Source organism: Azonexus sp. (genome assembly GCF_047638095.1).
In the GTDB taxonomy this organism is placed as follows: domain Bacteria; phylum Pseudomonadota; class Gammaproteobacteria; order Burkholderiales; family Rhodocyclaceae; genus Azonexus.
In genome coordinates this window covers 21,506-35,989 of the sequence record NZ_JBLJBW010000027.1, presented here as the reverse complement: position 1 = coordinate 35,989, position 14,484 = coordinate 21,506, and the positions used below count along the sequence as shown (strand labels likewise).

The window sequence follows — 14,484 nt, the reverse complement described above, 5'->3', positions numbered from 1 at the left end:
CCGGCGTAGGCGCGGGCCATCGACAGATTCGGCGCGTTCGGGCTGGGATTGATCCAGGCGCGCTCGCCGAGCGGCCAACCGTAACCGGGCGCGGCGTCCGGTTGCCAGCCCTGCATTTCGATCACGCGGTAATCGACGTCAAGTTGCAGGTGGTGGATGAACCAGTGACCGAGTTCGCCCAGCGTCAGGCCGTGGCGCATCGGCAGCGGCCCGGCCCCGACGAAACTTTCCCAGCCGGGGCGCAGGGTGAAGCCTTCCACCGGGCGGCCTGCTGGATTGGGGCGATCCAACACCCACACCGCCTTGCCCCCGCCTTTGCCAGAACTCGCCGCGGCTTCCAGCACGTAGCGCAGGGTAGTGATGAAGGTATAGATGCGGCAGCCGAGGTCTTGCAGATCGACCAGCAGCACGTCGAAGCTATCCAGCATCGCGGCGCTCGGGCGGCGCACTTCGCCGTACAGGCTGAAGACCGGAATGGCGTATTGCGGATCAATGAAATCCGCCGTTTCCACCATGTTGTCCTGCTTGTCGCCCTTGATGCCGTGCTGCGGGCCGAAAGCGGCGGTGAGCCTGATGTCGGGCAGGGCGGCCAGCGCGTCCAGGCTGTGCGTGAGGTCGGCGGTGACGGAGGCCGGATGGGCGAGCAGCGCCACCCGGCGCCCCGCCAGCGGAGCGCGAAGCGCAGGATCGGCAAGAAAACGGTCAATACCAAAAAGAGGGGAAGCAGTCATGGCAGGAGCAGCGTGAAGCTGGCGGCAAGGTGAAAATCGGGTCGGGCGGCGGCATGGGCCAGCGCCCAGTGGCTTTTGCTGGCATCCAGGGCTTCGGCGACAAAAGTCAGGCCCAGACGCCAGGGGGCCGCGGGTAGCAGGGCGCGGGGAATTTCGGCGCTGAGCAGGAAAGCGGCGGCACTTTGGCCCGTGCTGATACGCGGCGCGGCGCTGAGCGGCCAGTCGGCCTTGCGCTCCCGATAGGCGATGAAGGCATAGGCCGCCCAGTCACCCGAGGGGGAAAAATTGAATTCGCGGTAGGTCGTATCTGCCGTATCTGCCGTATCTGCCGTATCTGTCGCATCCACCGTCCCCTGCGCCGCGCCGATGAAGGCTTCGCAGCAGGTATGCTGCCACAGATTGTCACGCGGGCCGGGCGCGGGAGATAGCGGCGGCACGATTAGATGCTGCGCGCCCTGAATGTGGTAAATCAGGCGCAGATCGCCGGCAGGCGTGCGCGCCGCCTGCACGCCGACGCTCAGATCTGGCGGCGTATCGTCCGGATGACAGTGGAGGGAGTGGAGAATCACGAAAATAGCGAAAGGCTGAAGGCACAGGAAATGGCCGCTACTTTACCCCGGGAACCCGCCCGGCGCGGCAGGAAACCAGCGCGGGGAAAAATGGAAGGATGCACAGAACGGCGCAGCACGCCAGCGGCCCTGTGGCAAAATACTGCACCCGCACATTTGCCGGCACCGCGGGCCGGCGATTTTTTGGAGAGCGTAGCACGATGGGCAGCCCGCACGATGTCATGAAGATGATCGAGGAAAACGACGTCAAATTCGTCGATTTCCGTTTTACCGATACCCGCGGCAAGGAACAGCACGTCACCGTGCCGGCGACGGCTTTCGATGAAGAGTTTTTTGAAACCGGCCACCCCTTCGACGGCTCCTCGATCGCCGGCTGGAAAGGCGTGCAAGCATCCGACATGGTGATGATGCCGGATGCCAACACCGCTTACCTCGATCCTTTCTACGACGAAACCACCCTGGTGCTGACCTGCGACGTGGTTGATCCGGCCGATGGCCGCGGCTACGACCGCGACCCGCGCTCCATCGCCAAACGTGCGGAAGCCTATCTGAAATCCTCCGGCCTGGGCGACACCGCCTTCTTTGGCCCGGAACCCGAATTCTTCATTTTCGATGGCGTTGAATGGGCCGTCGACATGTCCGGCTGCAATCTGAAAATCCACTCGCACGAAGCCGCCTGGGGCTCCGGCGAAAAAAACAACGGCATGGGCGCCAGCGGCCACCGGCCCAGCGTCAAGGGCGGCTATTTCCCGGTACCGCCGGTCGACAGCCTGCACGACATCCGTTCCGCCATGGTGCTGACGCTGGAGGCACTTGGCGTGCCAGTCGAAGTGCATCACCATGAAACCGCCAGCGCCGGACAATGCGAGATCGGCACCAAGTTTTCCACCCTGGTGCAGCGCGCCGACTGGACGCAGATTCTCAAATACGTGGTGCACAACATCGCCCACCAGTACGGCAAAACCGCCACCTTCATGCCCAAACCCATCGTCGGCGATAGCGGCTCCGGCATGCACGTGCACCAATCGATCTGGAAAGACGGCAAAAACCTCTTTGCCGGCGACGGTTACGCCGGGCTCTCGGAACTTGCGCTCCACTACATCGGCGGCATCATCAAACACGCCAAGGCGCTGAACGCCATTACCAACCCGGCCACCAACTCCTACAAGCGTCTGGTGCCGCATTTCGAGGCCCCGGTCAAGCTCGCCTACTCGGCCAAGAACCGCTCCGCCTCGATCCGCATTCCCTTCGTCGCCTCGACCAAGGCGCGCCGCGTCGAAACCCGCTTTCCCGATCCCGCCGCCAACCCCTATCTGTGCTTTGCGGCCCTGCTCATGGCCGGTCTGGACGGCGTACAAAACAAGATTCACCCCGGCGATCCGGCCGACAAAAATCTCTATGACCTGCCGCCGGAAGAAGATGCCAAGACCCCCACCGTCTGCGCCTCGCTCGACGAAGCCTTGAACGCGCTCGCCGCAGACCACGATTTCCTGACCCGCGGCGGCGTTTTCTCAAAAGATTGGATCGATGCCTACATCACCCTCAAACGCGGCGAAGTCACCCGCTTGAACATGACCACGCATCCGATCGAATACGAGATGTACTACAGCTGCTAGCAGCCTGTCGGATTTGATGTGTCGCAGCGAAAAATGTGGGAGACGAGGACAGTTTTTCACGGGTTTCAAGCGAATAGTTGTTCTATTCGCGCAGAAACACGGGGAAAAATGAACCGTCTCCCCACTTTTTGCAGCCGACTCGGTCAAGTCCGACAGGCTGCCAGGCATTTGGCCGGTAATCGTTTGTAAAAAAGGGAGGCCTGCCTCCCTTTTTTGGTCCACGCCCCGCAGACTCCGGTACACTGGCCGCCCACCCCGGAACATGACAGTGACACAAAGCCATGACCCACACACCGCTTTCCCCCTTGTCCGCGACGCTATTTGCTCTTTCCTGCGCCATGCTGCCGCTGACCGCCCAAGCCCAATCGATCTACCGCTGCACCGATGCCAATGGCGGTGTCCTCATTTCCAGCAGCCGCGTCAATAAAGACTGCCAGGCCATTGCGGTAGATCAACACAACACCCTGCCCGCCCCCAAGGCGCGCGCCAGCGCCACTCCCACCCCGGCAAGCTTTCCGCGCGTGCAAGACGACACCCAAAAAGCCCGCGACGGCGACCGCCGCCACATTCTTGAACAGGAACTGGGCGGCGAACAAAAGAAACTGGAACAAGCGAAAAAAGAGCTCGGCGAGCAAGAAAGCAAGCACGCCACCCCCGAACAACTCACCCCCTACCGCGAACGCATCGCGCAACACGAGCGCAATGTGCAGGCCATTCAAAAAGAACTGGGTAATCTGCGCTAAGACGTCCGCACGTAGTTTGCGGCTGACGTAGCATCCGCTGCATTCTCTCACCGCCTTGGTGAGGCTGCCTTCAGGGCACCGTAGAGATAAGGTGAGACTGTGAATGGTTGGCATAGGTGGGCCAGGTGGGCGAATATTCCTCGGCCTGATTACCCCACGTCGTCCAACCTTCACGCAACCCGCGTCCAAAAAGCTCAAGGAACGGGCCTGGGCTGCACGCTTCGATGATTCCGTATTGCTCATCGGGTTTACGCGAATGTTCGCGCTTCATCGTACGGATGATATTGACCTGACTCCTGCCTGGGGCAAGAGTGCGGGCATTTTTTCCACGCACGCCAAACAAAATGATTTCAGTGGTATTGCGAAAATAAAAGCCGACCCCACGTCCGTCTGGGCCGCCATCCTTACGCACTTTGTGCCAGATGAGGTTGGCCTTGTATTGGAAGCCCCAAGCCGCCATGACTTGCAAACCTTCGGGCAGCAAAGCATTTGGCACCCAAAGGTAAAGATGGGCGGTATCCGCACAGATGCTCGCCAAAGGAAGCGCACAAATCTCTTCCAGCGTCATGGTGTTGTAGCGATTCAGACGTTTGTGCTCTGGAGCGACTTTTCCGGTCTTGTTCTGAAATTGCCATGGCGGGTCTGCCAGGATGGTGGCAAAACGCGCGCCCTTGGTTTTGTTCAATAGATCTTGCGATGGGGTCATTGCGGCCAGTCCTCGATCAATTTTTGGGTAATACCCAGCACGAGTACCGGGCAACCACCATTTCTTCCTGCCTTCATGCGATACAGCAACTTTCCCATCCACGTCGTGCTTGCGCCGTACTTGGGCATGATTTTAAGCTGTCTGAAAACCTCATTGAGATCGGCGCTGCGTGTAAGCAGGACGGCAGCACTGATGACACCTGCTTCGTGAAATGCACGAAAAGCATAAAGATCGCGGTCGAAGGTCTGATCCTTGCTGTTCCATTCTAGATCGAATGCAACGCGGTTTTTCACGAAATCGACCTTGTGCCCGTCGATGAAATCATCGATACGGGTTTCGACGGTTTCTTTTCCGCCTTGGGCGTGTGTTTCAACAGTGACAACGAGATCACCACGGATGCGTGTTTCATACCAGGACAGTGGACGCAGCAAAGAAGACAAGCGCTTGGGAATTTGGGATTCATTGCCGCCTTTGGCAAGAATATCCGCCGTCGTAATGCGGAACTGACTCAAGGCAGTAACCAGTTCCTTAAAATCTTCCGGGCAGCCGGTAGCAAGCACTTCTGCTGCGTGACGGTAATTGTGAACCTCGTAAAGTTCGAGAAATTCGGCAGGAAGATAGTCGGTCAAAGGCATCCGCTGAGGATACCTTTCGGCACTGGATTCGGCAATGCAAGGGTAGAAACCCGGCCCTGGTTTATCGTCCCGCTCGCCCCACCTTGTACCAGGCGGCGTAAAGCGCCGGCAAGAAAAACAGGGTGAGCGCGGTGGCGATGATCAAGCCCCCCATGATGGCAATCGCCATCGGGCCGAAGAAATCATTGCGCGACAAAGGCACCATGGCGAGTACGGCGGCTGCGGCAGTCAAGGCGATCGGCCGCAGGCGGCGCACGGTGGATTCGACAATGGCATCGGAACGCGCTTTGCCGGCGGCGAGGTCTTGCTCGATCTGGTCGACCAAAATCACCGAGTTGCGCATGACCATGCCAAATAGCGCAATCGTCCCCAACAGCGCCATGAAGCCGAAGGGCTTGCCGGTTACCAGCAAAAACAGCACGACACCGATGATGCCCAAAGGCGCGGTGAGCAATACCATGATGACGCGCGAAACGTTTTGCAGCTGAATCATCAAAATGGTGATCACCGCCAGCACGAAAACCGGCAGCCCTTCCGCCACCGAGCCGCCGCCCTTGGCCGACTCTTCCACCGTACCGCCGGGAACGATGGCGTAACCCGCCGGTAATTCGGCGCGAATCGCCTCGATGCCGGCATTGAGTGCCGCCACCACCGTTGCTGGCTGCGTTTCACCATAGAGGTTGCCGCGCACGGTAATCGTCGGCACGCGGTCACGCCGCCAGATCAAACCCGGCTCGAACACCGGGGTAATGTACGCAAGTTGCCCCAGGGGCACACTTTTTCCGCCTGCGGCAGGCAACATCAGGGCGGCCAGCTGCTCCGGATGCAGGCGCGTTTCCGCAGCGGCGCGCAACACCACATCGACCCGTTTGTCGCCCTCGCGCACGGTCGTAGTGGCGTGGCCCTGCAAAGACATGGCGAGCAACTGGGCGACATCCTGACTGGAAACCCCCAATAAGCGCGCCTTCTCCTGGTCAATGTCGATGCGCAGGGTTTTACTCAACTCGTACCAATCAAAGTTGATGTTGGACAAGCGCGCATCAGTCCGCATGTGGGCGGCGATACGCTCGGCGATCGCCCGTAACTGTTCGCTGTTTTCACCCGATACGCGGTATTGCACGGGGTAGCCGACGGGCGGGCCATTTTCGATACGCGCCACATTGGCGCGCACGCCGGCCGGATGCGCCGCGTAAAAATCGATCAAGCGCTGACGCAGCGCCTCACGCGCCGCGATGCCCGGCGTCACGATCACGAATTGCCCGAGATTGGCGGCCGGCAGTTGCTGATCCAGGCCAAGAAAATAACGCGGCACGCCGCTGCCCACCCAGGCGATGTAGTGGCTGATGTCGGCGTGTGCTGCCTGGTCGGCACGCAGCCATTCTTCCAGCTCGGCCACCGAGCGCTGCGTCGCGAGCAAAGAGGCGCCTTCTTGCAAACGCAACTCGACGTTGAGTTCCAGTCGGGTGGAATTGGGGAAAAACTGCTGCTGCACATGGCCCATGCCGACAATGGAAAGCACGAAAGCCAGAGCCGTTGCGGCGATCACCTTCCAACGATGGGCCACGCACCAGGCGACGGCACGGCGAAAACGCTGATAAAACGGCGTGCCGTAAACATCGTGATCCTCGGCCGGCTCGACACCGCCCAAGCCCAAGCGCTGCGCAAGGCGAAAGAGACGAGGAAAACGCTGGGGCGGGCGCGGCGCGCGCGGGTCAGGAAGCAATTTATATCCCAACCAAGGAATCGCCATCACCGCCGCCAACCAGGAAATCAACAAAGCCAAGGCATTGATTTGAAAGAAAGAAAAGGCGTATTCCCCAGTCGCCGAACGGGCAATGGCAATCGGAATGAAGCCGGCCACCGTCACCAGGGTGCCGGAGAGCATCGGCCCCGCCGTACTGATGAAAGCAAAAGACGCGGCGCGCGTGCGCTCCCAACCCTGCTCCATCTTCACCCACATCATTTCAACCGCGATGATCGCATCATCGACCAGAAGCCCCAGCGCCAACACCAGCGCGCCCAGCGACACCTTGTGCAGGCCCACGCCCATCAGGTGCATGCCGAGAAAAGTCGCCGCCAAGACGAGTGGAATGGAAATTGCCACCACCATGCCGGTACGCATGCCCAGGCTGAGGAAAGTCACCGCCAGCACGACGATCACCGCTTCCGCCAGCGCCATGACGAAAGCGTCGATGGAGCGGCTGACGGCAATCGGTTGGCTGATCGCTTCTTCAATCTCCACGCCGACCGGTAACCCCTTGCGAATCGTCTGCAAGCGTTTGTCGAGGGCCTTGCCCAAGGCAATGATGTCGCCGCCCGGTGCCATGGCCACACCAATCGCCAGCGCCGCCCGATTGTTGTAACGCACCAAAGGCGCGGGCGGATCGCTCAAACCGCGTGTCACCTTGGCCACATCACCCAGGCGGATGCTGCGCCCATTGATGCGCAGCAAAGTTGCCGCCACGGCCTCCACACCGTCAAACGCACCATTGGGGCGCAAGGCGATGCGCTCGTCGTGCATTTCAAAAAAACCAGCCCCGCTCAAGGCGTTTTGCTGCGCCAGCGCCTGGGCGATGCTGGCCGGACTGATCCCCAAAGTCGCCAGCTTGGCATTGGCCAGATCGACGTAAATTTTCTCGTCTTGCAAACCGAAAATTTCCACCTTGCTGACACTGGGAACCCGGCGCAATTCATCGCGGATACGCTCGGCCTGGTCTTTCAACAAGGGCTGGCTCAGGCCTTCGCCGGTCAGCGCAAAAATGTTGCCAAAAACATCGCCGAATTCATCATTGAAAAACGGCCCGATTACGTCTGGCGGCAAGCTCGCGCGCAAATCGCCGATGCGTTTGCGCACCTGATAAAAAGTTTCCGGCATCGCCTGCGAGCGCAAACTCTCCTTGGCAAAAAACATCACCGTCGATTCGCCGGCCCGGGTATAGCTTTGCACCCGGTCGAGTTCGGCCATGTCCTGCAGCTTTTTCTCGATGCGCTCCGTCACCTGCTGCGTCATCTGATTGGCCGTCGCCCCCGGCCACAGGGTGCGGATCACCATCACCTTGAAGGTGAATTGCGGGTCTTCCGCCTGTCCCAACCGACCATAGGCAAACACCCCCATGAGGGCAATGGCGAACATGAAATAGCCCACCAGGGTGCGGTGGTGCAGGGTCCAGTCAGAAAGGTTGAAACGAGAATTCACCGTCGCTCGCCGCGGATTCAGCGCTGCGCCGCCGGCTCGGGGGCCAGGCGCGCTTCGATTTCCAGGCCCTCACTCAGGAGGTTGATGCCGGCAATGGCCACTTGTTCGCCCACCGCCAGCCCTTCGCCGAGCACCGCGCCATCGTCCCGAAACGCCGTCACCTGCACGCTGCGCCGCTGCAAACGCCCTGCCTTTTCCACCCAGACGAAACTACCTTGCCCGCTGTTGCCCACCGCGGCAAGCGGCACCAGCACGCCGCTGCCCGCCGCGCCGGCCAAACTGACCCGCGCCGTCATGCCCAGGCTGACCGTGGGCGGCGGATCGATCAAACGGATGCGGGCGGCGTACGTGCGCGTTTGTGCATCGGCCACACTGGCCAGTTCGCGCAGCTGCCCGCGCAGGGCGGTTTGCGGGTCCACCCACAGATGCACGACAAACTCCGGCGCAGCGCGCACTTCGGCCAAACGGCTCTCCGGCACCGCCACCAACACTTCCTTTTCTTCCGGGCGCGCCACACGCAGCACCGGCTGCCCGGCGGCCACGACTTGGCCGGCATCCGCCAAAACGCTGCTGACCACCGCCGGAAAACCACTCGTCAACACACCGTAAGCGGCTTGATTGGCGCTCAGCTGACTCTGCGAACGTGCTTGCGTCAGGCGTGCCTGGGCCGCGTTATAGGCGTTATCACGGGCATCGAAAGCGGCTTGGCTGACAAATTTTTTCGCCAGCAAATCCGCATAACGTTGGCGCTCGGCGCTCGCCGTCGCCAGGTCGCTTTCCGCTGCCGCCCGTTGCGCCGCTGCGGCACTCGCCGCCAGCTGCAAATCGGCCGGATCGAGTTCGGCCAGCACCTCTGCGGCGCGTACGCTCTGCCCGACATCAACGAAACGGCGCAGTATCTTGCCGCCGACGCGAAAGGCCAAATCGACCTCGTGGCGCGCCCGGACTTCTCCCGTCAACACCGCCCCGTTTCCCGCCGCCGGCAGCGCCGCCTGCACCAGCACCGCCCGCTTTGCCACGCCATTTTCCGGCGCGGGCTGACAGGCCGCCAGCAAGACGCCGGCAAGCAGCGCGACAACTTTAAGACACTGCGCAAAAGGAGATAAAACCGACATGCCGCAAGCCAATAAAAAGAAGCGTTCGATTATCTATGAGAGCCGGTGCGCAAAGCAATGCGCCAGAGCAAGGGATTGGCCAAGATCTGCAGGCCGATAGTTCAAAGCAGCCTCAGGGATACGATCAATCCAGCAAGCTGCGCGCCGCTTCGTAGCGCTGGGCGAAATAGCGGTTGTCCATTTGCTCGACACGCACCGCGCCGTTGGTGGACGGGGCGTGAATGAAACGGTTGTCACCGATGTAAATACCGACGTGCGAAAAAGGGCGGTTCAGGGTATTGAAGAACACCAGGTCGCCGGCGCGCAATTCGTGCCGGCCGACCGGGCGGCCACGACGCGCAATATCGGCGGCACTGCCGCTGACTTTCAGACCGGCGGCCTGGCCGAATACATAGCTGACCATGCCACTGCAATCGAGACCGGCTTGCGGGTTTTTACCGCCAAAGCGATAGCCGGTGTCGATCAAGGTCAGCGCGTAGAGCGCCACATCCGCGCCAGCCGGACTGCCCAGGCGGCGGCTCTGGGGTATAGTTTCCTCCCCACCCGGGGCGCGCGGCACAGGGCCGCTGCAGGCCGCCAAAATGAGCGCCAATGCAAGACCAAGCAATAAAGGGTAGGGACGCATTCTTCACCCGATTTCTAAAAACCAATCGTAACTTACCGTTTTTTCAGGATTTTTCAAAATGATCGAGCTACAAAACCCTAGTCTGTGGCGTACGCAAAATTACCTCGGCGGCCAGTGGATCGCTGCCGACGACGGCGCTCTGCTCGAAGTGCGCAATCCGGCCAGCGGCGCGCAGCTCGCCCAGGTTGCCTGCTGCGGCGCACCCGAAACCCGACGCGCCATCGCTGCGGCGGCAGACGCTCTGGCCGACTGGCGCGCCCGCCCGGCCAAAATTCGCGCCCAGATCTTGCAGCAGTGGTTTCGTCTGATTACCGCCAACAGCGAGGATCTCGCTCGCCTGATTACTGCCGAATGCGGCAAACCGCTGCTTGAAGCACGCGGCGAAGTGGCTTACGGTGCCTCTTTCATCGAATGGTTTGCGGAAGAAGGCAAGCGCACCTATGGCGAAACCATTCCCAGCCCGCTCGCCCATACCCGCGTGCTGACCATCAAACAGGCGATTGGCGTTTGTGCGGCGATCACGCCGTGGAATTTTCCGCTCGCCATGATTACCCGCAAAATCGCTCCCGCCCTGGCAGCCGGCTGCACGGCAGTGGTCAAGCCGGCAGAAGCCACTCCGCTCACTGCGCTGGCACTGGCGGCGCTGGCCGACGAAGCCGGCATTCCGGCAGGCGTTCTCAACGTGATCAGCGGCAATCCGCAGGCGATTGGCGGCGAACTGTGCGCCAATCCGACGGTGCGCAAGCTCTCCTTCACCGGCTCCACCGCCGTCGGCCGCCAACTCATGGCGCAGTGCGCGCCGAGCATCAAAAAACTCTCACTGGAACTGGGCGGCAACGCGCCTTTCATCGTTTTTGCCGATGCCGATCTGGACGCCGCGGTCGAGGGCGCCGTCGCGGCAAAATACCGCAACACCGGGCAGACCTGCGTCTGCGTCAATCGTTTTCTGGTGGAAGACAGTATTTATGAGGCTTTCGCTGAAAAGTTGGCGGCGCGGGTGGCCGCACTACAGGTCGGCGCGGGCGATGAGCCGGGTGTGCAACAAGGCCCGCTGATCAACGCCGCAGCCTTGCATAAACTCGAATCTCACGTCGCTGACGCGCTGGAAAAAGGTGCAACACTACGCTGCGGAGGCGCGCCGCATGCGCGGGGCGGCTATTTTTATCAGCCGACCGTGCTCACCGAGGTAACCCCGGCCATGCAGGTGGCGCGCGAAGAAAGCTTCGGCCCGCTCGCGCCTTTGTTCCGTTTCAGCGGCGAAGAGGCGGCGATTACGCTGGCCAATGCCACCGAATTCGGGCTGGCCGCTTATCTCTACACCCGCGACCTCGGCCGCGCCTGGCGCGTGGGCGAGGCGCTGGAATACGGCATGGTCGGCATCAACACCGGCATGATTTCCAACGAAGTTGCCCCCTTTGGCGGCATCAAGCAATCCGGTATCGGCCGCGAAGGCTCGAAATACGGCATCGAGGAATATCTGGAAGTGAAATACCTTTGCCTGGCCATCGACGGCTAAAACCGCTCGCTACGGTTTGGCATTCAGCGCGCCCGGTACCAAGCGATAAAATCGGCGAGCGGCATGGGTTTGGCGTAGAGATAACCCTGCCCGACCTGACAGCCCAGCGCCGCTACCGCAGCGTGTGCCGTTTCGTTTTCCACGCCTTCGGCAATCGGCAGCATGTCCAGATCGCTCGCCAGATCGACGATGGTGCGCACGATACGGCGGGCATCGGGGCTTTTTTCCATGGCAATGACAAAAGAGCGGTCGATCTTGATTTCCTGCACCGGCAAACTCACCAGATAACTGAGCGAAGAATAGCCCGTGCCAAAATCATCGAGCGCCAGCCGGCAGCCCAGAGCGCGCAGACGCGCCATGTTCGACAAACCCAGCTCGCGGTCGTGCAGGAGCGCCGATTCGGTCAATTCCAGGGTCAGACGAGCGCCCGACACGCGCCAGGTGGCGAGATATTGCGCCAACAACTCGGGCAAATCGACATCGAGCATGTCGGCGGCGGTGAGATTGAGCGACAGGCCGATGGGGATGTCCGCCGCATCGAGCTCGCTCAGCATCCGCAGGGCCGTGCGCAGCAACCAATCGGTATAGGGCATGCGCCAGCCGTTACTTTCGATCAAGGCGATGATATCGGGCGGCGCGATGAATTTTCCGGCATGTTGCCAGCGCAGCAAAAGCTCCGCGTCGATACAGCGGCCGTCACTCAGATCGACTTGCGGCTGCAGGTAGAGCATCAATTTGTCTTGTGCCAGGGCCTCTTGCAAAGGTGCATGCAGGCGTTCGCGCGCCTGCCAGCGCTCGCCCAGTTCCGGCACATACCACGCCGTGCTTTGTTTTTCCTGCCGCGCCTGCCAACGCGCCAGGCGTGCCGCTTTCAGGGCGTTTTCGGCGTCATCCGCATGTTCTGGCAACAGCGCACAACCTATCGTGGCCTGCACGGGAAGCTGCCGTCCGCTCAACAGCGTAACGGGATTGGCAAATGCACGGCTGATCTGGGTCGCCGCCAACATGGCCTGGGCCGGCGTTTGCAAGCTGTTGAGCAGGACGAGCCATTCATTGTCGCGCCCAGCAAAAATCTGGTCTTGCGGGCGCAGACGGGCGGCGATGAGCTCGGCCAGAAGTTGCGGCATCTGCTGCAAATCCGCTGCCGGCAAACCGGTCAAGGCTTCCCGATTGGCTGCGCTGACCGAGAGCAAACCGCATAACTCACCCGTCGCCAAGGCTTCGCGCACCCGGCGCAGGGCCACCAGTTCGCCCGGCAATTCGCCCTGCCCAGCGCTGAGCTCGGCCTGTAAATCGACCACCCCGATGACTGCCGCCAGCACCGCCCGCCGCAAACAGGTAAATAAGCGGATGATGATTCGGCTGACGCTGGCTTTATCCCCCAACAACTCCTGTTCGCACTGCGCCACGATGCCAAAAAACAGACGAAACAAATCGGCTTGCGCATAACCTCGATTGATCAAGCGCTGCCAGCCTGCCAGCCACTCGCCTTGCCACGGCGCATCGGCCAGACACTGCGGCAGCTTTTCGGCCACCACGAGAAACTCGAGCAAAACCAGATCGCCCTGCGCCGCATCGCGATGGGCTGCCAACGCGCGCCGCCATAAATCGGATAAACCCTGCACACTGGCAAGATCGTCCGCCACCAGCGCATAGGCCTCGAGATCGAGGAGCGGTGCCATGGCCGGTGCGCTTGTGGGTGCGGCGGTGGGTGCGGATTTTTCAGCCAAGGAAATAAGCCTCGCGGGAAAGATTGTAAGCACCGTGCGGCAAGGCTTTGCGTATGCGTACCTCGGCGTGTTGCAGATCGCGTAAATCGAGCGAATGGTAACTGCGCAACACGGATTTATCCGCCGCCAGCAAAATCACGATCCGCGGGCGCGCCCGCTGCACACGATTTTGCACGATGACCACCGCCACCTCGCCGCTTTCCAGTTCGACCAGACTGCCCACCGGATAAAGGCCGACACACTGCACGAATTGCTCAATCAATACCGGATTGAATTTTTTGCCGCGCTGGGCAAAAAGCATTTCCAGCGCCGGCTGGTGGCCGGTCGCCAAACGATAGGGACGCTCGCTCAACAGGGCGCAGAAGGAATCCGCCAAACCGAGAATTTCCCCCGCCAGCCCGATCTCCTCGAAACGCAAACCCTTGGGGTAGCCGCTGCCGTCCCAGCGCTCGTGGTGACGGCTGATCGTCTGCAAAACGCTGACGGGAAAATCCGCCTGGCGCAGCAACAATTCCAGCGAGGCCGCAACGTGCGCATCGATCTGCTGACGTTCTGCGGCATCGAGCGGCTCACGCTTATTGAGCACGGCCGCTGGAATCTGCGTTTTCCCCACGTCCTGCAACAACGCGGCCACCCCCAGTTCAAGCAAGGGCGTGCCGCGCCAGCCAAGGTGATTGCCCAGCAACAAGGCGTGCACCGCCACTTCCATGGCGTGATCGAAACTGTAGTCATCGACGGTTTTCAAGCGCAGCAACCACATCAAGGCATCGGGATTACGCCGCAAACTGCCGGAAAGATCGCGCACCCCTTCACGCAACTGCGCAAAATCAAAACCCTGTTCCGCCGCCGCACGCTGGAAGGTCGTTTGCAGAGCATTTTGCAAAGCTTCATAACGCGGCTCGACCTGCGCGATTTCCCGGCGTAAAGCCAGCGCATCGGCATCGTCTTGTTTGTGCAGATAATGCAAAAACCGACGGCGGCGCAGCCCCTGCGCTTCAAGGTGCGCGGCGCGCGGAGTCAGTCGGCGAGGCGGCGCAGAAGCCTCCTCCGGCGCGCCGCCCAAAGCCTGAGCGCGTAGGCGATGGCCGCTTTCTTGGGGTTTGGCGGCAACATATTGATCCAGGCGCGAACGGCTGCGATCGATGTGCACGAAGCGGCATTTGCCGGCAAAAATATCGATCTGCTCTGGCGTACTGATGACAAAGCCTTGCAGCGCGAAATTGAATTCTGTCCAGGGACAGTCCGGCTCAACGATGAACATGCCGATTTTCAGGGCGGCAACAGGGATGATTTCCATCTCGC

At 61.0% G+C, this 14,484-nt stretch carries 12 protein-coding genes; 3 read left to right on the top strand and 9 right to left on the bottom strand.

Annotated elements, in window-relative coordinates; translation table 11 throughout:
- On the bottom strand, positions 1-731 hold a 731-nt coding region (locus tag ACM62Q_RS08560; protein ID WP_415035558.1), incomplete at its 3' end, for an exo-beta-N-acetylmuramidase NamZ domain-containing protein.
- On the bottom strand, positions 728-1,300 hold the full coding sequence (locus tag ACM62Q_RS08555) for a DOMON-like domain-containing protein (RefSeq protein ID WP_415035556.1): 573 nt from the start codon (positions 1,298-1,300) through the stop codon (positions 728-730). The genes ACM62Q_RS08555 and ACM62Q_RS08560, both read right to left, overlap by 4 nt.
- Positions 1,301-1,500: 200 nt before the next feature.
- On the opposite strand from ACM62Q_RS08555, the gene glnA reads away from it, so the two are divergent.
- Together glnA and ACM62Q_RS08545 are read left to right on the top strand one after the other, a co-directional pair.
- Positions 1,501-2,916: a type I glutamate--ammonia ligase gene (gene glnA, locus ACM62Q_RS08550; protein WP_415035554.1), complete on the top strand. Its 1,416-nt coding sequence runs from the start codon at positions 1,501-1,503 to the stop codon at positions 2,914-2,916.
- 281 nt (positions 2,917-3,197) lie between these two features.
- On the top strand, positions 3,198-3,659 hold the full coding sequence (locus ACM62Q_RS08545; protein ID WP_415035552.1) for a DUF4124 domain-containing protein: 462 nt from the start codon (positions 3,198-3,200) through the stop codon (positions 3,657-3,659).
- Positions 3,660-3,729: 70 nt separating this feature from the next.
- On the opposite strand, the gene ACM62Q_RS08540 is transcribed toward ACM62Q_RS08545, so the two are convergent.
- From ACM62Q_RS08540 to ACM62Q_RS08520, 5 genes are all read right to left on the bottom strand, one after another.
- Entirely contained in the window at positions 3,730-4,365 is a 636-nt protein-coding gene (locus tag ACM62Q_RS08540; RefSeq protein ID WP_415035550.1) for an MT-A70 family methyltransferase, read from the bottom strand.
- Positions 4,362-5,000 carry a BglII/BstYI family type II restriction endonuclease gene (locus tag ACM62Q_RS08535; RefSeq protein ID WP_415035548.1) on the bottom strand — a complete coding sequence of 213 codons (639 nt, stop codon included), beginning with the start codon at positions 4,998-5,000 and terminating at the stop codon, positions 4,362-4,364. Before ACM62Q_RS08535 ends, ACM62Q_RS08540 begins: the two co-directional genes overlap by 4 nt.
- A gap of 61 nt (positions 5,001-5,061) precedes the next feature.
- On the bottom strand, positions 5,062-8,196 hold the full coding sequence (locus ACM62Q_RS08530; RefSeq protein WP_415035546.1) for an efflux RND transporter permease subunit: 3,135 nt from the start codon (positions 8,194-8,196) through the stop codon (positions 5,062-5,064).
- Positions 8,197-8,213: 17 nt separating this feature from the next.
- Positions 8,214-9,311 (bottom strand): efflux RND transporter periplasmic adaptor subunit, encoded by a 1,098-nt coding sequence (locus ACM62Q_RS08525; RefSeq protein WP_415035545.1) that lies wholly within the window; start codon positions 9,309-9,311, stop codon positions 8,214-8,216.
- A gap of 124 nt (positions 9,312-9,435) precedes the next feature.
- On the bottom strand, positions 9,436-9,936 hold the full coding sequence (locus tag ACM62Q_RS08520; RefSeq protein ID WP_415035543.1) for a C40 family peptidase: 501 nt from the start codon (positions 9,934-9,936) through the stop codon (positions 9,436-9,438).
- A gap of 58 nt (positions 9,937-9,994) precedes the next feature.
- On the opposite strand from ACM62Q_RS08520, the gene ACM62Q_RS08515 reads away from it, so the two are divergent.
- A complete protein-coding gene (locus ACM62Q_RS08515; RefSeq protein WP_415035541.1) occupies positions 9,995-11,452 on the top strand; it encodes an NAD-dependent succinate-semialdehyde dehydrogenase in 1,458 nt (485 codons plus the stop codon).
- Positions 11,453-11,475: 23 nt separating this feature from the next.
- Here the strand turns inward: ACM62Q_RS08515 and ACM62Q_RS08510 are convergent, their stop codons facing one another.
- Both ACM62Q_RS08510 and ACM62Q_RS08505 read right to left on the bottom strand, forming a co-directional pair.
- Positions 11,476-13,182: a putative bifunctional diguanylate cyclase/phosphodiesterase gene (locus tag ACM62Q_RS08510; protein WP_415035539.1), complete on the bottom strand. Its 1,707-nt coding sequence runs from the start codon at positions 13,180-13,182 to the stop codon at positions 11,476-11,478.
- Positions 13,175-14,479 carry an HD-GYP domain-containing protein gene (locus tag ACM62Q_RS08505; RefSeq protein ID WP_415035537.1) on the bottom strand — a complete coding sequence of 435 codons (1,305 nt, stop codon included), beginning with the start codon at positions 14,477-14,479 and terminating at the stop codon, positions 13,175-13,177. The genes ACM62Q_RS08510 and ACM62Q_RS08505 overlap by 8 nt, the downstream gene beginning before the upstream one ends.
- Positions 14,480-14,484 lie beyond the last annotated feature (5 nt).